19 protein-coding genes are annotated in these 18,206 nt (G+C 63.9%); 10 read left to right on the forward strand and 9 right to left on the reverse strand.

Going from position 1 to position 18,206, the window contains the following annotated elements; all coding sequences use genetic code 11:
• Positions 1-46: 46 nt before the first annotated feature.
• A complete protein-coding gene (locus BSY16_RS18920) occupies positions 47-499 on the forward strand; it encodes a winged helix-turn-helix transcriptional regulator (RefSeq protein ID WP_069061108.1) in 453 nt (150 codons plus the stop codon).
• 9 nt (positions 500-508) lie between these two features.
• Here the strand turns inward: BSY16_RS18920 and BSY16_RS18925 are convergent, their stop codons facing one another.
• The 4 genes from BSY16_RS18925 to BSY16_RS18940 all read right to left on the reverse strand — a co-directional run bounded on the left by BSY16_RS18925 (position 509) and on the right by BSY16_RS18940 (position 3,619).
• Positions 509-919, reverse strand: coding sequence for a hypothetical protein (locus BSY16_RS18925; RefSeq protein WP_069061109.1), 411 nt, complete (start codon positions 917-919; stop codon positions 509-511).
• 81 nt (positions 920-1,000) lie between these two features.
• On the reverse strand, positions 1,001-1,969 hold the full coding sequence (locus BSY16_RS18930; RefSeq protein WP_069061110.1) for a 2-hydroxyacid dehydrogenase: 969 nt from the start codon (positions 1,967-1,969) through the stop codon (positions 1,001-1,003).
• Between the two features lie 27 nt (positions 1,970-1,996).
• Positions 1,997-3,025 carry a LacI family DNA-binding transcriptional regulator gene (locus tag BSY16_RS18935; protein ID WP_069061111.1) on the reverse strand — a complete coding sequence of 343 codons (1,029 nt, stop codon included), beginning with the start codon at positions 3,023-3,025 and terminating at the stop codon, positions 1,997-1,999.
• A 57-nt stretch (positions 3,026-3,082) separates the two neighbouring features.
• The gene (locus BSY16_RS18940; RefSeq protein ID WP_069061112.1) at positions 3,083-3,619 is read right to left on the reverse strand and encodes a MarR family winged helix-turn-helix transcriptional regulator; all 537 of its coding nucleotides are present in this window, start codon (positions 3,617-3,619) and stop codon (positions 3,083-3,085) included.
• Positions 3,620-3,717: 98 nt separating this feature from the next.
• Here BSY16_RS18940 and BSY16_RS18945 point away from each other — a divergent pair, with 98 nt between their 5' ends.
• The 4 genes from BSY16_RS18945 (at position 3,718) to cysE (ending at position 7,581) form a co-directional block, all read left to right on the forward strand.
• Complete coding sequence (locus BSY16_RS18945; RefSeq protein ID WP_069061113.1) at positions 3,718-4,509, forward strand: creatininase family protein; 792 nt, start codon at positions 3,718-3,720, stop codon at positions 4,507-4,509.
• Between the two features lie 91 nt (positions 4,510-4,600).
• Positions 4,601-5,710 (forward strand): CobW family GTP-binding protein, encoded by a 1,110-nt coding sequence (locus BSY16_RS18950; protein ID WP_069061114.1) that lies wholly within the window; start codon positions 4,601-4,603, stop codon positions 5,708-5,710.
• Positions 5,711-5,768: 58 nt separating this feature from the next.
• Positions 5,769-6,758: a WD40 repeat domain-containing protein gene (locus BSY16_RS18955; RefSeq protein ID WP_069061115.1), complete on the forward strand. Its 990-nt coding sequence runs from the start codon at positions 5,769-5,771 to the stop codon at positions 6,756-6,758.
• A 10-nt stretch (positions 6,759-6,768) separates the two neighbouring features.
• Complete coding sequence (gene cysE / locus BSY16_RS18960; protein ID WP_069061116.1) at positions 6,769-7,581, forward strand: serine O-acetyltransferase; 813 nt, start codon at positions 6,769-6,771, stop codon at positions 7,579-7,581.
• A 234-nt stretch (positions 7,582-7,815) separates the two neighbouring features.
• On the opposite strand, the gene BSY16_RS18965 is transcribed toward cysE, so the two are convergent.
• Both BSY16_RS18965 and rpsU read right to left on the reverse strand, forming a co-directional pair.
• Positions 7,816-8,712 carry a tetratricopeptide repeat protein gene (locus tag BSY16_RS18965; RefSeq protein WP_069061117.1) on the reverse strand — a complete coding sequence of 299 codons (897 nt, stop codon included), beginning with the start codon at positions 8,710-8,712 and terminating at the stop codon, positions 7,816-7,818.
• A gap of 324 nt (positions 8,713-9,036) precedes the next feature.
• Positions 9,037-9,267, reverse strand: a complete 231-nt coding sequence (rpsU, locus tag BSY16_RS18970) for a 30S ribosomal protein S21 (protein WP_069061118.1) — start codon at positions 9,265-9,267, stop codon at positions 9,037-9,039.
• A gap of 330 nt (positions 9,268-9,597) precedes the next feature.
• Here rpsU and BSY16_RS18975 point away from each other — a divergent pair, with 330 nt between their 5' ends.
• Genes BSY16_RS18975 through BSY16_RS18995 form a run of 5 tightly spaced genes read left to right on the forward strand, consistent with a single transcriptional unit; the run spans position 9,598 to position 15,151 of the window.
• Entirely contained in the window at positions 9,598-10,851 is a 1,254-nt protein-coding gene (locus BSY16_RS18975; protein WP_069061119.1) for a sarcosine oxidase subunit beta family protein, read from the forward strand.
• Positions 10,851-11,246 carry a hypothetical protein gene (locus tag BSY16_RS18980; RefSeq protein ID WP_069061120.1) on the forward strand — a complete coding sequence of 132 codons (396 nt, stop codon included), beginning with the start codon at positions 10,851-10,853 and terminating at the stop codon, positions 11,244-11,246. The genes BSY16_RS18975 and BSY16_RS18980 overlap by 1 nt, the downstream gene beginning before the upstream one ends.
• Positions 11,247-11,260: 14 nt before the next feature.
• A complete protein-coding gene (locus BSY16_RS18985) occupies positions 11,261-11,620 on the forward strand; it encodes a sarcosine oxidase subunit delta (protein ID WP_069061121.1) in 360 nt (119 codons plus the stop codon).
• Complete coding sequence (locus tag BSY16_RS18990) at positions 11,617-14,610, forward strand: sarcosine oxidase subunit alpha (protein WP_069061122.1); 2,994 nt, start codon at positions 11,617-11,619, stop codon at positions 14,608-14,610. The genes BSY16_RS18985 and BSY16_RS18990 overlap by 4 nt, the downstream gene beginning before the upstream one ends.
• Positions 14,603-15,151, forward strand: a complete 549-nt coding sequence (locus BSY16_RS18995; protein ID WP_069061123.1) for a sarcosine oxidase subunit gamma — start codon at positions 14,603-14,605, stop codon at positions 15,149-15,151. The genes BSY16_RS18990 and BSY16_RS18995 overlap by 8 nt, the downstream gene beginning before the upstream one ends.
• Before the next feature lie 7 nt (positions 15,152-15,158).
• On the opposite strand, the gene BSY16_RS19000 is transcribed toward BSY16_RS18995, so the two are convergent.
• The 3 genes from BSY16_RS19000 to glgX form a co-directional block, all read right to left on the reverse strand.
• Positions 15,159-15,683, reverse strand: a complete 525-nt coding sequence (locus BSY16_RS19000) for a GNAT family N-acetyltransferase (protein WP_083242948.1) — start codon at positions 15,681-15,683, stop codon at positions 15,159-15,161.
• On the reverse strand, positions 15,680-16,168 hold the full coding sequence (locus tag BSY16_RS19005; protein ID WP_069061125.1) for a MaoC family dehydratase: 489 nt from the start codon (positions 16,166-16,168) through the stop codon (positions 15,680-15,682). The genes BSY16_RS19000 and BSY16_RS19005 overlap by 4 nt, the downstream gene beginning before the upstream one ends.
• Before the next feature lie 63 nt (positions 16,169-16,231).
• The gene (gene glgX / locus BSY16_RS19010; RefSeq protein WP_069061126.1) at positions 16,232-18,205 is read right to left on the reverse strand and encodes a glycogen debranching protein GlgX; all 1,974 of its coding nucleotides are present in this window, start codon (positions 18,203-18,205) and stop codon (positions 16,232-16,234) included.
• Between the last annotated feature and the right edge of the window lies 1 nt (position 18,206).

Consider the following 18,206-nt stretch of genomic DNA (forward strand, 5'->3'; position numbering starts at 1 on the left):
TGCTTCCAGTTCTATTTTAGAACCAGTTTTAAACGCGAGGCCCGGAATGAAACGCAGGAGTTTTCGTGAAGCGGAATGCCCGGTTGCGCGGACGCTGGATGCCATCGGTGACTGGTGGTCGCTGTTAATCGTCCGTGATGCCTTCGATGGTATCCGGCGCTTCAGCGCCTTTCAGCAAAACCTCGGCATCGCCAAGGGCATGCTGAGCACGCGCCTGCGCGATCTCGTAGAGGCTGGCGTGCTCGCACTCGCGCCGGCATCCGATGGCAGCGCCTATCAGGAATATGTGCTGACCGAGAAGGGGCGCGGCCTCTTTCTCGTCATCGTCGCCTTGCGGCAATGGGGAGAGGACCATCTCTTTCGTGCGGGCGAGCGGCGGTCGACGCTGGTGGATGCGGCGACAAACGCGCCCGTCAAACGCCTGAAACTCCACGCGTCCGACGGACGCGGCCTGACCTGGGCGGATACGCGTCTCGTCGACGCAGCATCCACGCCGTAACGGGTTCAGCTAGTCCGCAGAAATCAGCGTAACCATCGCGTCGGCCGGCTCGACCGCTTCATAGGCGAGACCGTCGCCGTCGACGACGGTCAGGATCGCCTCGCCGCGTGCATCGGCGACGACCACGGTGCCGTCACCATTGCTGATCCATGTCCTGGCCGTCGAAAGGCCCGGCCAGACCGTGTCGCAATCGGCATTCGCCGAGAACTGCTCACTCCGGCTCGAAATTCGGCTGCCGCGCTCGGCAAGGCAGGCGGTGTTCGCCACCACGTTGGAAATCGTATAGCTGTGGCTGCCCGGCGCCTTCGCGGGAATGGAATTCGAGATCACCGGGTCGACCGAAGGCGTCTCGTGCCCGATGACGTTCCAGAGACCCAGCGACACCAGGCCCGCGGCGGCGGTTATCATCAGCGTCTTCATGGGCGTCTCCTTCGCAACGACTCGATCGGGCAAGCATGCATCCACAAACTTGCCGGAGGGTTAACGAAGGCTTTCCAGCCTCTACCCCGTTTTTCGCGTAAAGGGCGTTTCCGGCACCGGCGTCAGCGCCGCCCCACGATCAAACCAGGCAAACAGATTGTCCGCCACCAGATCGGCCATCGCATCGCGCGTCGCCACCGAAGCCGATGCGACATGCGGCAAAAGCGAGATGTTGGGCAGGTCGAGCAGCGCTTGCGGCACATTCGGTTCGTCGTAGAAGACGTCGAGGCCGGCCGCTGCGATCACTTCGTCTTTGAGTGCCGTCGCCAGCGCGTCCTCATCGACTGTCCAGCCGCGGCCGACATTGATCAACACGCCGTTCGACCCCAACGCTCGCAGAACCTCGGCATTGATCGTCCTGTGCGTTTCCGCTGTTTTCGGTACGATGGCGATCAGGATATCGACGGCCTCCGCCAGCTCCAGCAGCGAGGGATAATAGGCATAGGGCACACCGTCGCGCGGGCGGCGTGTGTGATAGGCAATATCGACGCCGAACCCTTTCAGCCGTTCGGCGATTGCCATCCCGATACGCCCAAGCCCGTAAATGCCGGCCCTGCGGCCGCGCAGGCTGAGCGGCGCCAGTGGAAAGGCGCCGTCGCGCTTCCAGCGGCCATCGCGCAGCCAGGCTTCCGCCTGCGGGAAGCGGCGCACCGTGTTGAGCAGCAGGCCGATCGTGGTATCGGCGACCTCGTCGTTCAGCACGTCCGGCGTGTTGGTGACGGTGATGCCGCGCTCGGCCGCGGCGGCCGCATCCACGCCATCATAACCAACGCCGAAACTGGCAATGATCTCCAGAGCCGGCAGATGTTCGATCATCGCCGCATCGAAGCCGCCGGAAACGGCAACACCGGCAATGCTTGCCGCTTCCGAGCGCGCGAGCAGCGCCGGGTCCGCCCGGTCGATGCGCACCACGTCGAAGCTTTCCTTCAGGCGATCGAGTACCCGCTCGCGGATCGTGCCGGGCACGAGGATGCGTGTCTTGGCCGACATGGCAAAGCTCCTTCTGTCTGAAATGCCTCAGCCTTCCGGATGTGGCTTCAGCGGTCCGGTGGATTGCCGGATACGCATTTCCGGCTTGATGAGATGGATGCCATCCGGCTCGTGACTACCCGAGAGCTTGTCGAGCAGCGCGCGGGCGGCGTTGCGCCCGACTTCGGACTGGCCGTTCCAGACGGTGGTGAGTGCCGGCGTCGCGATCGCCGCTTCCTCCAGGTCGTCGTAACCGGTGACCGAAACGTCGCGGCCCGGCACGAGGCCGGCGCGTGCAATGCCGTTCATCAGGCCGATCGCCACGAGGTCGTTCCAGCAGACGGCAGCCGTCGGCTTCTGAGGCAGCGAGAGAAAATGCACCGCCGCCTCGAAACCACCCTGCTTGGTGCGGGGGCCGGGAATGCGCAGGCTCGGATCGACGTCGATATTGGCCTTGCGCAGCGCGTTGACATAACCCTGGTAACGGTCGCGGCCGGTGGAGGTCTGGTCTGTGCCGCCGACCATGGCGATGGTGCGGTGACCAAGGCCGATCAGGTGGTTGGTGGCAAGCGAAATGCCATAACTATCGTCGCCGCGGAAGATCGGCACGTCCAGCCCCTCGATCGAGCGCGCAATCAGGATCGCCGGCATGCCATTGTCCTCGGCAAGCTGGATATCCTCCGGCGGCGTGCCGATGGCCGGCGACATGATGACGCCGTCACCACCGAGCTGCAGCAATGTCTCGATGAAATTGCGCTGCTTTTCGACCGAATCGTAATGGTTGGAGAGAATGAAGGTCTGCCGGTCCCGATCGAGTTCGCTTTCGATCGATTTCAGGATTTCCGCATAGAACGGGTTCATGATGTCGTGCACGACGACGCCGATGATGCCCGACCGGGAGGTGCGAAGGCTCGCTGCCCGGCGGTTGTAGATATAGCCGAGTGCGCGGGCCTGTTCCTTGATCTTGTCGCGGGTGGTCGCCGCGACAAGCGGACTGTCCCTCAGCGCAAGCGATACCGTCGCCGTGGAAACGCCGAGCGTCTCCGCGATGGTGGAAAGCTTGATTTTCTGTGCCACGACCCCTCCCGACGAACGCCAAGCAATGTGACGTTTAAAACCGTTTATTTAAACAGTTTAAATCTCGTCGGCAACAGGCTTTTCGCCGTTGCGGGGCAGCTCCGGCAGCGTTGCGTGCAGGTTTTCGTCCATCACGCGCAGCAGTTTCAGGAGATTGCGCACATCCTTCTCGCTCAATCCCTCTGCCGCCTGCTCCTCACTGAGCCGGCCAGCTTCGGTGATTTGCTCAACGGAGGCCTTGCCGGCCTCGGTGAGGTGCACGACGGTCAGGCGCCCATCCGTCTCGTCCGGCTGGCGCGCGACGAACCCTTGAGTCTCCAGGCGCCCGATCGTGCGCGTCATCGTCGGCGCCTTGACACCGAGCCGGGTGGCAAGTGCACCTGCCGTCAGCCCGCCATCCTCCGAAAGCGCCAGGATCACACCGTCCTGTCCGGCATAGAGGCCGGTCGCCAGCAGGTTGCGCGACAGCACTGTGCGCATGGACCGGGCGGCATTGACGACGGCGGCGGCAAGACCCGCACCCGAGACGTCGTCGTGCGATTTCTTCTTCTTGACCTTCTTCCCGTCCTTGCCGTCCTTGTGCTTCTTGCCCATCGATCGCCTCGTTAGAACGTGCTGCCCTTGCATCGCGGGCTCGGGCTTCATATGACTCAGGAAAGCGGCAGGCGGCAAGTGAAGATCGGAGGCCCGGAATGGCGCATCCCAAGATGCGATGGACCGACAACGATCTGGACCTGCCGCCGGAGGCGCGCACAGGCTGGATCGCTGTACTGCCGCTTGGCGCCCATGAAGGCCATGGCCCCCACCTGCCATTCGAAACGGATACGCTGATCGCCGAGGGCATTGCCGCCCGGCTGGCTGCCGTGCTGCCCACGCATCTGCCGGTAACATTACTGCCCGCCGAGCCCGTCGGCTATTCGCCGGAACATCTCGACGTGCCGGGTACACGCTCGCTGGGTTACGCCGAGGCCATCGAACGCTGGCTCGGCATTGCAGGGGATCTCAATCGTTTCGGCATCCGCAAGCTCGTGCTGCTCAACGCGCATGGCGGCAATTCGCCCCTGATGACGATCGTCGCGACCGAGGCGCGCATCCGCTTCGACATGCTCGTGGTGGCGACGGCCTGGACTCGTTTCGGCCAGCCGGACGGCTGGATCGCTGCGGAGGACAAGGCAATCGACATCCATGGCGGCGATATCGAGACGTCCGTGATGCTGGCGCTTCATCCGGACCTCGTCCGCATGGACAAGGCGGAGCGTTTCGGCTCTCGACAGGCGGAGTTTGCCGCCCGCTTCGCGCATCTGCGCGCCTACGGGCCGCATGCCTTCGGCTGGAAAATGTCCGACCTCAACCCGCAGGGTGTCGCCGGCGACGCCAGCGCTGCGACAGCGGAAAAAGGCGAGCGGCTGATTGCCCATGCCGTCCGCGGCCTCGTCGCCCTTCTTGAGGACGTCGCCGCATTCGATGCGGATACGCTCCGCTAACGCCATCCGGCATTTGCGCTGGCCCGTTCGATCTCCTATATCAGTCGCCAACCGGACGTCTCAGCCGTCCCTGCCACCGCTCGAGGTTCCCATGACCGAAACAGCCCTTCCCAAGCCCATTCCCGTCACCGTGCTCACCGGCTATCTCGGCGCCGGCAAGACGACGCTGCTCAACCGTATCCTCACCGGCAACCACGGCAAGAAATATGCCGTCATCGTCAACGAGTTCGGCGAGATCGGCATCGACAACGACCTGATCGTCGAGTCGGACGAAGAAATCTACGAAATGAACAACGGCTGCATCTGCTGCACGGTGCGCGGCGACCTGATCCGCGTCGTCGAAGGCCTGATGCGCCGCCCCGGCCGCTTCGACGCGATCATCGTCGAGACCACCGGCCTTGCCGATCCGGTGCCGGTCGCCCAGACCTTCTTCATGGACGACGATGTGCGCCAGAAGACCGAACTCGACGCTGTCGTCGCCCTCGTCGACGCAAAACATCTGCCGCTGCGCCTGAAGGACAGCCGCGAGGCCGAGGACCAGATCGCCTTCGCCGACGTCGTGCTGATCAACAAGACCGACCTCGTCAGCCCGGAAGAGCTGGCGCGGATCGAGGCAACGGTGCGCGTGATCAACCCGTCCGCCCGCATCCACCGCACCACCCGTTCGGAAATCGACCTCACCAAGGTTCTGGATCAGGGTGCGTTCAACCTGGAGCGTGCGCTCGAAAACGATCCGCACTTCCTCGACCATGACCACCCGGACCATGCCTGCGGCCCGGATTGCGGCCATGACCATCATCATCACCACGACCACGATCATGCGCACCATGATCACGATCATCACCACCACGATTATGACCACCATCACCATGACCACAGCGTCTCGCCGATCCATGACGTGACGGTGCAGTCGATCTCGCTGCGCGGTGGCGAGATGAACCCGGACCGCTTCTTCCCGTGGATCCAGAAGATCACCCAGACCGACGGCCCGAACATCCTGCGCCTCAAGGGCATCATCGCCTTTGCCGGCGATGATGAGCGGTATGTCGTGCAGGGCGTGCACATGATCGTCGAGGGCGACCACCAGCGCGCCTGGAAGGATGGCGAGAAGCGCGAAAGCCGCCTCGTCTTCATCGGCCGCGATCTCGACCGCGAGAAGATCGAACGCACCTTCAAGGCCTGCGAGGCAGCCCAAGCATGACACCGAAAAGTGTGAAGCGGTTTATGGACACCGTCATGCGGACGAAAGATACCTACTGATGCCGACAGTCGCGCCTCTTGATCTCGACGGCCACATTGTTGCGGCCGCCTTCCTCGGCGACGTGCCGTTCTTCGCTTCCGCCTCCGGCGCCATCCATCGCCTCGACCATGGCCAAAAGGTCACCGAGGCGCATGACGGCCTGCTCGCCTGTGTGCGTGATGACGCGAACGACACGCTGATCACCGGCGGCGAGGACGGCAAGGTGCAGCGCATCGCCGCCGACGGAACGGTGACGCTGCTTGCCGAAGTGCCGCGCAAGTGGATTTCCATCGTTGCCGCCGGGCCGCAGGGTGCCGTCGGTTTCGCAGAAGGTCGCACGGCCCGCGTTCGGCTTGCGGACGGCACGATCAAGGAATTCGTCGAGACACGGTCCGTCGAAGGCGTTGCCTTCGCGCCGAAAGGGCTTCGCATCGGCCTGGCGCGCTACAACGGCGCGTCGCTGCACTGGGTAGCCATGGCGGCCCAGCCGGTCGATCTCGAATGGAAGGGCGCCCATACAGGCATCACTTTCTCGCCCGATGGCCGTTTCGTCGTCACCAGCATGCAGGAAAACGCCCTGCATGGCTGGAAGCTCGACAGCAAACCGGGTGGCGACACCCGTCACATGCGCATGACCGGCTACCCCACCAAGGTGAAGTCGCTCTCCTGGTCCGCCAAGGGCAAGTGGCTCGCTTCCTCGGGTGCACCCGCCGCCATAGTCTGGCCCTTCTCGGCCAAGGATGGCCCGATGGGCAAGCCGCCGCTGGAACTCGGTACCCGCGCCGACGTCATGGTCACGGCCGTCGCCTGCCACCCGGCGGAAGAGGTCGTCGCCATCGGCTACTCCGACGGCATGGTGCTCGCCGCCCGGTTTGCCGACAGCCGCGAGGTGCTGCTGCGCCGCCCCGGCAAGGGTGCCGTCACCTCCATGGCCTGGAGCAAGAACGGAAAACTGCTTGCCTTCGCCAGCGAGGCTGGTGATTGTGGCGTCATCGACCTCGCCGGATAGGAGATCGGCCATGGCGCCCCAGGCGAGCCTGCATGTATTGCCTGTCGCCAATCGCCCGGACGGAGCGATCTGGGCGCAGATGCGCGCCACCGCCGAGATTATCGGCAGTCGCCAGCCGCATCTGGCAGAACTTCTCCTTCCCGTCCGCAAGGCCTCGACCGGTCGGCAGATGCTGATCGGCACGCTTGCCGCGCGGCTTGCCCATTCGGCCGGCGACCGGGCACTTGCCGTGCAGATTCTCGCCTCCGTCGAAGACGGGGAACTGCTCGCCGAGACGGAAGCCGATCTCATTGCCATCACGACACGCGATCCGGCCAATCCCGATCCGCTTGCCGCGCTCCTCAACCTCAAGGGGTTTCAGGCTCTTCAGGTCCATCGCTTCGCCTATCGCCTGTGGCGTGACGGCCGGATAGAGGGTGCGCGCTGGCTTTCCTCGCAAGCATCGCTGGTCTTCGGCGTGGACATCCACCCCGCTGCACGCCTCGGCCGCGGCATCATGCTCGACCATGGCTCGGGCATCGTGATCGGCGAAACGGCGGTCATCGAGGATGACGTTTCGATGTTGCAGCACGTGACGCTCGGCGGCACGGGCCGCGACAAGGGCGACCGGCATCCGAAGGTGCGCCGCGGTGTGCTCATCGGCGCCGGCGCGCAAATCCTGGGAAATATCGAGATCGGTGCCTATAGCAAGGTCGCGGCGGGCAGCGTGGTGCTGGAAAACGTTCCGCCGCACACCACGGTCGCTGGTGTTCCGGCAAAGATCGTCCGGCAGCATCCTGCGCACGAGGTGCCGGCGGCAACGATGGACCAGCGGATCGATTGACCGCCACGGAGCAGGGGCCAGCGGTATGGGGTTCGTCGGCCGCCCGTTCCTGATGCTGGAAGAGGCCGCATCATCAAAACGCGTTGTACGGAACTCAGAGCCAGTTGAAGGTCGGGAGCCGCCGCCTTGTCGGCATGCGGAATGATGGTCATCCTAGACGCGAGAATGCGAGAGCACACCGCAGCGGCATAAAAACGTTATGCCGCCGCTTTTTCGTTTGGACGATGGACGCGATCAGGCCGGCTTGGCGGTGTTGACCGCGCCGCGGGTGCGGGCGAGGCCAGCCTTGGCCGGTGCGTAGTTCGGATCGAGCTTGAGGGCGTGCGAATAGGACTTGGCGGCGCGCGCCATCTCGCCGCGGCGCTCATAGATCAGCGCCTGGTTCGCCCAGGATTCGGCGAGCTTGCCGTCGAGGTTGATCGCCGTGTTGAAATCCGAGAACGCATTGTCGTCGTCGCCCTGCGCGGCATAGGAAATGCCGCGGCCGTTATAGGGTTCTGCCGAGTTCGGCGAGAGCGAGATGGCCTTCGAGAAGTCGTCGATCGCCTTGTCGTGCTGGCGGCGGACCTGATAGATCAGGCCGCGATTGTGATAGGCGCGCGGGTCGGTCGTATCGAGCTGGATCGCCTTGTTGAAATCGCCGAACGCGTCGTCGAGGCGGCCGGCTTGCCGATAGAGGTTGCCGCGGCCGATATAGGCGACGTCATAATTGGGGTTGAGCTGCAGCGCCGTGTTGTAGTCGGCTGCCGCCTGCGCCGTGTCGCCCGTGCTGCGCTCGACGAGCGCGCGGTTCGCATAGGCCTGGTAGAGGCGCGGGTTGAGCTCGATTGCACGGTTGAAGTCATCGATGGCGCGACGATGCTGACCAGCACGGCCATAGGCCGAACCGCGCACGTTGTAGGCTCCGGCATCTTGGGGATTGGCGGCAATGACGGCCGAGAGCGAGGAGATGTTCTCTTCCGAGCCCTGCGCGCGCTCGACCTTCAGCACATCCGTAGACGTTGCGGTCGACTGGCAGCCGGTGAGCAGCAAGGCGAGGGACGTGGCGGCGACAGCGGCCATCAGGGGGCGGCGCAAGCGGGCGGCCGAGGAGGAGAAACGGTCGATCGGGAACCCGGTAGATGCAGCCATGTCCAAGTGCGAATCCTCAAAGTGGGCTTCTGTCGCGCCTCATGCGCGAAGAAATACGCTACGGCCTTCACAGCGTGACGCGTCATCTATGACACGTTAAGGACGCCGCGGTCCTTTAATTGTTGCTGATTACCTCTGAAATCGGCGTCGATTGCAGAGGTAACCAGCGGGCAATTCGGGGCAAAGACGCGTAGCTGATACGCCCGAAATCGCACGGGAAGTCTTTCACAATGGTGAAAAAATTCCGATCACGTCAAAAAAGGCGGCGGCGATATGTTCGCCCCCGCCCGGTCTTGCATTCGAAAACGTCGAAATGACGGCCGATTAACGGGCGCCCGGACGAGCAGTGACGCCGCCAGCTTCGCGCTGTGCGCGCTTGCGGGCCAGCTTGCGAACGCGGCGAACGGCTTCGGCCTTTTCGCGCGCACGCTTCTGCGACGGCTTCTCATAGAAGTCGCGCATCTTCATTTCACGAAAAATACCTTCGCGCTGCATCTTCTTCTTGAGAGCGCGGAGAGCCTGATCAACGTTGTTGTCGCGGACTAGTACCTGCACGAGAATCCCGTTCCTTCGGTTGGTTGTAAGCCCGGCGATCAGAGTCCGTCAGGCAAATAGATTGCGTTCGCGCAGCCCGCTGGGCCGGCAATTGGTGGGTCGGATACCAGATCGTCGCGGAGAAGTCCAGCCTCGACCTCGCCGATGTTAAGGATATTTGTGCCGGGCCCCTGCAAAACCGTCGCAGCAGCCTCAATGCGGGTCATGTCGCATGTGGTACAAGGTGCGCCTGATTGCGTCGCAAAGAATACGTTGTCCGGCGCCAGGATTTGCTTTCTATCGAGGCAGGAAACAAGCTGGCCAATGCTGGCGAGACGTTGAGGACTTGGGATGCGCAAATATTCGGTTTTCGCCGTCGCCCGCGAGGCGCTGCGCGGCCACAAGGGGTGGGAGGCACAGTGGACCTCGCCCGAGCCGCGCAAGGAATACGATGTGATCATCATCGGCGGGGGCGGCCACGGGCTGGGCGCTGCCTATTACCTTGCCAAGGAGCACGGCATCACCAATGTCGCGGTGATCGAGAAGGGCTGGCTCGGCGGCGGCAATACCGGCCGCAACACGACGATCATCCGCTCGAACTATCTCTATGACGAGAGCATGGACATCTACGAGCATTCGCTGAAGCTCTGGGAAGGGCTGAGCCAGGATCTCAACTACAATGTCATGTACTCGCCGCGCGGCGTGATGATGCTGTCGCACAATGTGCACGACAAGCAGTCCTTCGGCCGTCACATCCATGCCAATCGTCTGCACGGCATCGACAATGAATGGCTGACGCCGCAGCAGGCGAAGGAATTCTGCCCGCCGCTCGATATTTCCGCGACGGCCCGCTACCCGATCAACGGTGCGGCCCTCCAGCGCCGCGGCGGCACCGCCCGCCACGACGCCGTTGCCTGGGGCTATGCGCGTGCTGCGTCGGATCGCGGCGTGCATGTCATCCAGAACTGCGAGGTCAAGGGCATTCGCCGCGGGCCGGACGGGGCGGTGACGGGTGTGGAAACCTCGAAGGGTTTCATCGGCGCCAAGAAGATCGCCGTGTCGGCCTCCGGCCACAACTCGGTCATCCTGTCGATGGCCGACGTCAAGCTGCCGCTGCATTCCGTGCCGCTGCAGGCGCTGGTGTCCGAGCCGATGAAGCCGATCTTCCCCTGCGTGGTCATGTCCAACTCGGTGCATGCCTACATCTCGCAGTCGGACAAGGGCGAACTCGTCATCGGCGCGGGCACGGACCAGTACAATTCGTATTCCCAGACCGGCGGCCTCCAGATCATCACCCATACGCTGGATGCGATTTGCGAGCTCTTCCCGATGTTTCGCCGCGTCAAGATGATGCGCCAGTGGGGCGGCATCACCGACAACACGCCGGACCGTTCGGCGATCCAGGGCGTGACGCCGGTTCCGAACCTCTTCGTCAATTGCGGCTGGGGCACCGGCGGCTTCAAGGCGACGCCGGGTTCGGCGCACCTCTTCGCGCATCTCATTGCGAAGGGCGAGCCGCACAAGCTGGCGTCCGGTTTGACGCTCGACCGCTTCCGTACCGGTCGCCTCATCGACGAGGCAGCGGCGGCGGCGGTGGCCCACTGATGCATGGCGTGCTCGTTGCCGGGTTGCTGATGACCGCTGGCGTGGTGCCGGTGAGTTCGATCATTCCTGAACCCGATGATTTCCGGTTTCAGACGATCCACAAGGCGGCGGGCGAGCAGAATTGGCCCTTTATCGCTGAGAGCGGGATGCTGGGATGCGCAAAAATGCTCGGGGAGCGGTTGGTCTACTTCATCCCCGGCGAAGACGTGGAGCGCGCCTATCATATCGACATCAACCTCTTTGCGATGAGCATGGCCAATATCGGAATAACGGACGTGCTGGCCCCCTATGACAACACGGCGCAACTGCTTCATCGGATTGTGCCCTTCGTCACTATGGGCCAGCGACTTTGCGACCAGGAACCGGGCACGCACGTGACGGAACCAGAGCTTTAAACAGGTAGGAACCAATGCTGCTGATCTACTGCCCCTACTGCGAGGAAGAGCGCTCGGAGCTCGAATTCCGCCACGGTGGCGACGCGCACATCGCCCGGCCGACCAACATGGCCGACATCACCGACGAGGAGTTCCAGGAATTCTTCTTCCTGCGCGACAACCCGAAGGGCCTGATCTTCGAACGCTGGCGCCATATCCATGGCTGCGGTCGCTTCTTCAATGCGGCACGCGACACGGTGAGCGACAAATTCGTCATGAGCTACAAGGCCGGCGAGCCGAAGCCCGATCTTTCCGGCGCCGCGCCCGCCACGGAAAAAGCCCCCGCTGAAAAAGTGGGCGAAACCTATGAAGCCACGGAAGGAACCGCGCAATGAGCGGTGCTAATCGTATTGCCGGTCAGGGCCGCCTGACGCCCGCCAAGACGGCGCGTTTCACCTTCGACGGAAAGACCTATCAGGCGCTGGAGGGTGATACCGTCGCCTCCGCGCTGCTCGCCAACGGCGTGCACCTCGTCGGTCGGTCGTTCAAGTATCACCGTCCGCGCGGCATTCTTTCGGCCGGTCCGGAAGAGCCGAATGCGCTGATTGACGTTTCCCGCGACGCCGCCCGCCGCCAGCCGAACGTGCGCGCGCCGGTGCAGGAAGTCTTCGACGGCATGAAGGTGGAATCGCAGAACCGCTGGCCCTCGCTGTCGTTCGATATCGGCGGCGTCAACAACCTGATGTCGCCGTTCTTCGCCGCCGGCTTCTACTACAAGACCTTCATGTGGCCGAAGGCCGCCTGGGAGAAGGTCTACGAGCCCTTTATCCGCAAGGCCGCCGGCCTCGGCGTCGCGCCGACCGAAGAAGATCCTGATCACTACGCCAACCGTTACGCCTATTGCGATGTTCTGGTCGCCGGCGGTGGTGTTGCTGGCCTTTCCGCAGCGCTTGCCGCCGCCGAAGCCGGTGCCCGCGTCATCCTCGTCGACGAGCAGCCGGAAGTCGGCGGTGCGCTGCACTACGACACCTCCGTCACCATTGACGGCAAGAGCGGTTACGAATGGGCGCAGGCGACGGCCGCCAAGCTGAAGGCGATGGAGAACGTTACTGTTCTCACCCGCACGACGGCCTTCGGCTACTACAACCACAATTTCGTCGGCCTCGTCGAACGCGTGACGGATCATCTCCCGCGCCCGGACAAGAAGCTGCCGCGCGAACGGCTCTGGCAGGTCCGCGCCAAGCGCGTGATTATCGCCACAGGCTCGATCGAGCGCCACATGGTGTTCGCCAACAATGACCGTCCGGGCATCATGCTCGCGTCGGCGGCGCGCACCTATCTCAACCATTTCGGCGTTGCCGTCGGCCGCAAGATTGGCGTCTATACGGCAAGCGACTCGGCCTATGAAGCCGCGTTCGACCTCAAGCGGGCGGGCGTCACCATCGCCGCCATCGTCGACAACCGCGAAAAGCCGGGCGATGCCGTCCTGACGGAAGCCCGCAAGCTCGGCATCGAAGTGCTCACCGGGCATTCGGTCGTCGACACCAAGGGCAAGCTGCGCGTCTCATCCATCTCGGTCGCCCGCAATGGCGGCGGTTCGGCCCGCGCGATCCCGGTCGATGCGCTCCTGATGTCCGCCGGCTGGACGCCGTCCGTGCATCTGTTCTCGCAGTCACGCGGCAAGGTCGCCTATGACGCGGCCTCCGGCCGTTTCCTGCCGGGCACCTATGCGCAGGACTGCCTTTCCGTCGGTTCGTGCAACGGCACGGACGGCCTTCAGGCAACCATCGAGGAATCGCTGGCAGCCGGCGAGTTGATGGCACGCGCCACCGGCAACGAGGGTGGCGCCAAGGTCGAGCTTCGCGGCGAAAATGCCTTCGAATGGACCGGCGGCATGGCGGGCAGCGCCGAGGGCGCGGGTATCGATACGACGGTGAAGGCCTTCGTCGATTTCCAGAACGACGTCTGCGCCAAGGATATCCGCCTTGCCGTACGCGAGGGCATGCACTCGATCGAGCATATCAAGCGCTTCACCACCAATGGCATGGCGACGGATCAGGGCAAGCTGTCCAACATCCATGGCCTTGCCATCGCCTCAGAAGTGCTGAACCGCGAAATCCCGAAGATCGGCCTCACCACCTTCCGCGCGCCCTATACGCCGGTGACCTTCGGTGCGCTGATCAGCCATTCGCGCGGCGACCTGTTCGATCCGGCGCGCAAGACGCCGATGCATGCCTGGGAGGAGGCGCATGGCGCCGTCTTCGAGGATGTCGGCAACTGGAAGCGCGCCTGGTACTATCCGCGTTCCGGCGAAACCATGCACGATGCGGTCAACCGCGAGTGCCGTACGGTGCGTAACGCCGCCGGCCTGTTCGATGCCTCGACGCTCGGCAAGATTGAGGTTGTCGGCCCGGATGCGGCCGAATTCCTCAACCTGATGTACACCAATGCCTGGGACACGCTGAAGCCCGGTCGCTGCCGCTATGGTATCATGCTGCGCGAAGACGGTTTCGTCTATGACGACGGCGTCGTCGGGCGCCTCGCCGAGGATCGCTTCCACGTCACCACCACGACGGGCGGTGCGCCGCGTGTCATGAACCACATGGAAGACTATCTCCAGACGGAATTCCCGTATCTCAAGGTGTGGCTGACCTCGACCACGGAACAGTGGGCGGTCATCGCCGTGCAAGGCCCGAAGGCACGCGAAATCCTCGCGCCGCTGGTCGAAGGCATCGACATGACGAATGAGGCCTTCCCGCATATGAGCGTGCGTGAAGGCAAGATCTGCGGCGTGCCGACAAGGCTCTTCCGCATGTCGTTCACGGGCGAGGCGGGCTTCGAAGTCAACGTGCCGGCCGATTACGGCCAGGCCGTCTGGGAAGCCATCTGGGCGCGTGCCGAACCGCTCGGCGCCTGCGCCTACGGCACCGAAACCATGCACGTCCTGCGCGCCGAAAAGGGCTACATCATTGTCGGCCAGGATACGGACGGTACCGTCACGCCGCACGATGCCAGCCTCAGCTGGGCGGTCTCCAAGAAGAAGACCGACTTCGTCGGCATTCGCGGCCTGAAGCGGCCCGACCTCGTCAAGGAAGGCCGCAAGCAGCTCGTCGGCCTGTTGACCAAGGATCCGACCGTGGTTCTGGAGGAGGGCGCGCAGATCGTCGCCGATCCGAACCAGCCGAAGCCGATGACCATGCTCGGCCATGTGACATCGTCCTACTGGTCGGAGAACTGCGGCCGCTCGATTGCCATGGCACTCGTCGCCGGTGGCCAGGCCCGTTTGGGCCAGACGCTCTACGTGCCGATGCCCGACCGCACCATCGCGGTCGAAGTCAGCGACATGGTCTTTGTCGACAAGGAAGGAGGACGCCTCAATGGCTGATCAAGCTCTCCGCAAGGCGCCGCTCGCCGGCCGTCATGGTGGTTCCGCCGGCGCGCGCGTCACGCCCGCCGCCCCCGCAACCCGCCTGTCGCTGCGTGCCGGCATCGACGCCATCGGCACGCTGTCGCTGGCCTTCGGCCTTGAACTGCCGCAGCGGCCCAAAACTTCGGCATCGGTCAGTGGCCGCCACGCGCTCTGGCTCGGGCCGGACGAGTGGCTGCTGATCGATGAGAACGGCACCGACCTGATGGCGATCGCCTCCGGCGTTTCGGCGCTGCATTCGGCCACGGACGTTTCCCACCGCAACACGGCGATCCTCGTTTCCGGGCCGGATGCGGCCGGTGCGATTGCCAGCAGCTGCCCGCTCGATCTCGGCAAGACGATCTTCCCGGTCGGTGCCGCGGCCCGCACCGTGCTCGGCAAGATCGAGATCGTGCTCCTGCGCACGGGCGAAGAGGATTATCGCGTCGAATGCTGGCGTTCGTTCTCGTCGTACGCCTTCGGCATTCTTGCCGAAGGTGCGGAAGACGCCGGGCTCTGATCCCGGATCAGAAGAAGCGATAGAAAAACAGGGCTGTCTCTCGCGTGCCGGGGGACAGCCCTTTGTACAGGTACCGGTCGTGGCCGCCGAGGGTAAATCCCTGGCGCATGTAGAACCGGCAGGCTGCGACATTGGTCGTCTGGGTCTCGAGCCGGATGCCGGGTAGGTCCTTCTCCTTCGCCCAGGTGACCGCCTGCTGCATCAGACGTTGTGCGGCACCGGTGCCGCGCCATTCCATGTCGACGGCAAGATCATCGATCGAGGCGAGATCGTTCCATTCGCGCGACAGCGCGATGTAGCCGACAGGCGCCTCGTCGCCGACGACGACAAAGAGGCCCTTGTCATCCGTCGCCACATGCAGCGCCAGTTCCGCCGGATCGAAGCCATAACTTTTCGGATAGGGCTCGACCGGGCGCGCATGGGCCAGCCAGTCGCCTTCGAAGGGCGGCGCGGCCTCGCGAGTGATGAGGAAGGAGAAATCGCAGGCGCCAAGCGCCGTCAGATCCTCCGGGGTGGCAGATCGAACCTTCACACGTCCTCCGGACGGTCCTTCGGGTCGAACTGGATGATGGTGATCCAGTCGGCCGTCAGCGCCGGCTTGCGCTCGTCCTCGATCTCGACCGTCACGTCGTAGCGGATCGTCACCATGCCGGCGCCGCGGAAGCGGGCTTCGGCGAGAACGAAGCGGCCGCGCACGCGCGCGCCGCTCTTCACCGGCGTCATGAAGCGAACTTTATCAAACCCGTAATTGATGCCCATCGTCTGTTCGACGATGCGCGGAACGCAGTCGTAGTTCATTGCCGAGAGCAGTGAGAGCGTCAGGAAGCCGTGGGCGATCGTGCCGCCGAAGGGGGTTTCCGCCGCCGCGCGCACGGGATCGGTGTGAATGAACTGATGGTCTTCCGTGGCCTCGGCAAAGCGGTCGATCATCGTCTGGTCGACGGTGAACCAGCGTGACAGGCCGAGCTCCGTGCCGACGAGGGCGGCAATGTCTTTCAGGTGGATATTGTCTGGCATAGGGCTTTCCCGTCGATCGATTCGCGCCTCTTCTAGAGGGGCGGTTTGTCCGGGCAATGAAGATCAATGCTTTTCGACAAAAATCTCGACGCTGCGTGGATGAAGGAGACCAGTCGCGGGATGGTTGGCAGAAAGCAGGCTCGTCCACTCTCGCCCCTCCGGGGGCGGCAAGGCAAGAGCTTGCGCGCCATGAGTCCGGTTGATGGCAAGCGCAAGATGAACGATCCGTTGCTGCTGTAGATCAGGTGTCTTCAAAAGGGCAAGCAGGGTTCCGGCGAACGGCGCTTCCCAGTCGCCGACGGTCATCGGGCTGCCTGCCAGCGTCAGCCACTCGACATCGCCCGCGCCGCTGAGGAATGTGGTCTCGCCAAGCGCGGGAAAACGCTTGCGGATCGCTGCGAGCATGGCGGTGTGCTCGATCAGGCCTTCGTCCAGCCTGTCCCAATGCATCCAGGTGATGGCATTGTCCTGGCAATAGGCATTGTTGTTGCCCTGCTGGCTGCGCCCGCCCTCGTCGCCGGCCGTCAGCATCACCGTGCCGCGCGAGAGGAAGAGGCTGGACAGCAGCGCCTTCACATCGGCGCGGCGGGCGGACAGCACCGCGCCGTCCGTCGTCGCACCCTCGACGCCATTGTTCCAGGAGTGGTTTTCGTTGTGGCCGTCGCGGTTGTCCTCGCCGTTCGCCTCGTTGTGCTTCACCGTGTGCGAAACGAGGTCCATCAGCGTGAAGCCATCATGGGCGGCGAGGAAATTGACGGTTCGTGTGCTGTCCCCGCCGTGGCGTGAAAAAATGTCGGAGGAGCCGGCAAAGGCGGTGACGAAAGACCCTAGCCGATGGCTGTCGCCGCGCCAGAAAGTGCGTGTGTCGTCGCGGTAGCGGTCGTTCCATTCCAGGAAGGGGGCGGGGAAATTGCCGAGCTGGTAGCCGCCGGGGCCGATATCCCAGGGTTCGGCGATCAGCACGCGGTCTTTCAACAGCGGGTCGGCGCAGATTTCAGACAGCAGGGCGGCGTGGGCGGAAAAGCCGTCGGTCTCGCGGCCGAGGATCGTCGCGAGGTCGAAGCGGAAACCATCGACGCCGGCATGGCGCACGAAATAGCGCAGGCTGTCGAGCACGAGCTGGCGGACGACGGGGTGCTCACCGGCAATGGTGTTGCCGCAGCCGGTGTCGTTGATCAGTTCGCCGGGTCGACCCTCCACATGGCGGTAATAGGTGAGGTTGTCGAGGCCGCGCATGGAGAGCGTCGCGCCATGGCGGTCGCTCTCGCCGGAATGGTTGAAGACGAGATCGAGCACGACACCGATATTTTCCGCGCGCAGGGCCGCGACGGTGTCGGCGAGTTCCGTCATGCCGCCCGGCACGAGGCGTGGGTCGAGCGCCATCAGTGCGATCGGGTTGTAGCCCCAGCTGTTGGACAGGCCGAGCGGTGGCAGGTGGCGCTCGTCGATCCAGGCGGTGATCGGCATCAACTCGACCGCATCGACGCCGAGGCGTTTGAGATGGGCGAGCACGGCGGGGTGGGCCAAGGCTGCGACCGTGCCGCGCATGGCCTCCGGCACGTCCGGGTGCAGCATGGTGAAGCTGCGCACGGCAATTTCATAGACGAAGCCGCCGGGACGGAAGATCGGTGGTTTTACGTTGACGAGCACGTCGCGGGTGACGATGGCCTTTGGCACGATGGCCGCCGTGTCCGTGCCGAGGAGCGTCAGCCGGCCATCATGCACGAAGGGGCGATCGAGTTCCTTGGCATAGGGGTCAACCAGCAACTTGGCCGGGTCGAACCACAGGCCGTGATCCGGCGAATAGACGCCGTCCGCGCGAAAACCGTAGCGCGTGCCTTCTGCGGCGCCCTCGACGAAGACGCGGTGGAAGCCGTTTTCATCCCGCCCCATGGTGAGGCGGGCGAGTTCCGTGTTGCCATCATCGTCGAACAGGCAAAGCTCGACGCGGCCGGCATCGTGCGAATAGACCGAGAACTCCACCCCCTCCCCGGAGAGCGTGGCGCCCGGTGCGAAGGAGGGGGCGATTGTCGTCATC

Source organism: Sinorhizobium sp. RAC02 (genome assembly GCF_001713395.1).
Lineage (GTDB): Bacteria > Pseudomonadota > Alphaproteobacteria > Rhizobiales > Rhizobiaceae > Shinella.

Bases quoted from the DNA above. Each gene is read 5' to 3' on its own strand.
- BSY16_RS18920 (WP_069061108.1), top strand. From the start codon at position 47: ATGAAACGCAGGAGTTTTCGTGAAGCGGAATGCCCGGTTGCGCGGACG.
- BSY16_RS18925 (WP_069061109.1), bottom strand. From the start codon at position 919: ATGAAGACGCTGATGATAACCGCCGCCGCGGGCCTGGTGTCGCTGGGT.
- BSY16_RS18930 (WP_069061110.1), bottom strand. From the start codon at position 1,969: ATGTCGGCCAAGACACGCATCCTCGTGCCCGGCACGATCCGCGAGCGG.
- BSY16_RS18940 (WP_069061112.1), bottom strand. From the start codon at position 3,619: ATGGGCAAGAAGCACAAGGACGGCAAGGACGGGAAGAAGGTCAAGAAG.
- BSY16_RS18945 (WP_069061113.1), top strand. From the start codon at position 3,718: ATGGCGCATCCCAAGATGCGATGGACCGACAACGATCTGGACCTGCCG.
- BSY16_RS18950 (WP_069061114.1), top strand. From the start codon at position 4,601: ATGACCGAAACAGCCCTTCCCAAGCCCATTCCCGTCACCGTGCTCACC.
- BSY16_RS18955 (WP_069061115.1), top strand. From the start codon at position 5,769: ATGCCGACAGTCGCGCCTCTTGATCTCGACGGCCACATTGTTGCGGCC.
- cysE (WP_069061116.1), top strand. From the start codon at position 6,769: ATGGCGCCCCAGGCGAGCCTGCATGTATTGCCTGTCGCCAATCGCCCG.
- BSY16_RS18965 (WP_069061117.1), bottom strand. From the start codon at position 8,712: ATGGCTGCATCTACCGGGTTCCCGATCGACCGTTTCTCCTCCTCGGCC.
- BSY16_RS18975 (WP_069061119.1), top strand. From the start codon at position 9,598: ATGCGCAAATATTCGGTTTTCGCCGTCGCCCGCGAGGCGCTGCGCGGC.
- BSY16_RS18980 (WP_069061120.1), top strand. From the start codon at position 10,851: ATGCATGGCGTGCTCGTTGCCGGGTTGCTGATGACCGCTGGCGTGGTG.
- BSY16_RS18985 (WP_069061121.1), top strand. From the start codon at position 11,261: ATGCTGCTGATCTACTGCCCCTACTGCGAGGAAGAGCGCTCGGAGCTC.
- BSY16_RS18990 (WP_069061122.1), top strand. From the start codon at position 11,617: ATGAGCGGTGCTAATCGTATTGCCGGTCAGGGCCGCCTGACGCCCGCC.
- BSY16_RS18995 (WP_069061123.1), top strand. From the start codon at position 14,603: ATGGCTGATCAAGCTCTCCGCAAGGCGCCGCTCGCCGGCCGTCATGGT.
- BSY16_RS19005 (WP_069061125.1), bottom strand. From the start codon at position 16,168: ATGCCAGACAATATCCACCTGAAAGACATTGCCGCCCTCGTCGGCACG.
- glgX (WP_069061126.1), bottom strand. From the start codon at position 18,205: ATGACGACAATCGCCCCCTCCTTCGCACCGGGCGCCACGCTCTCCGGG.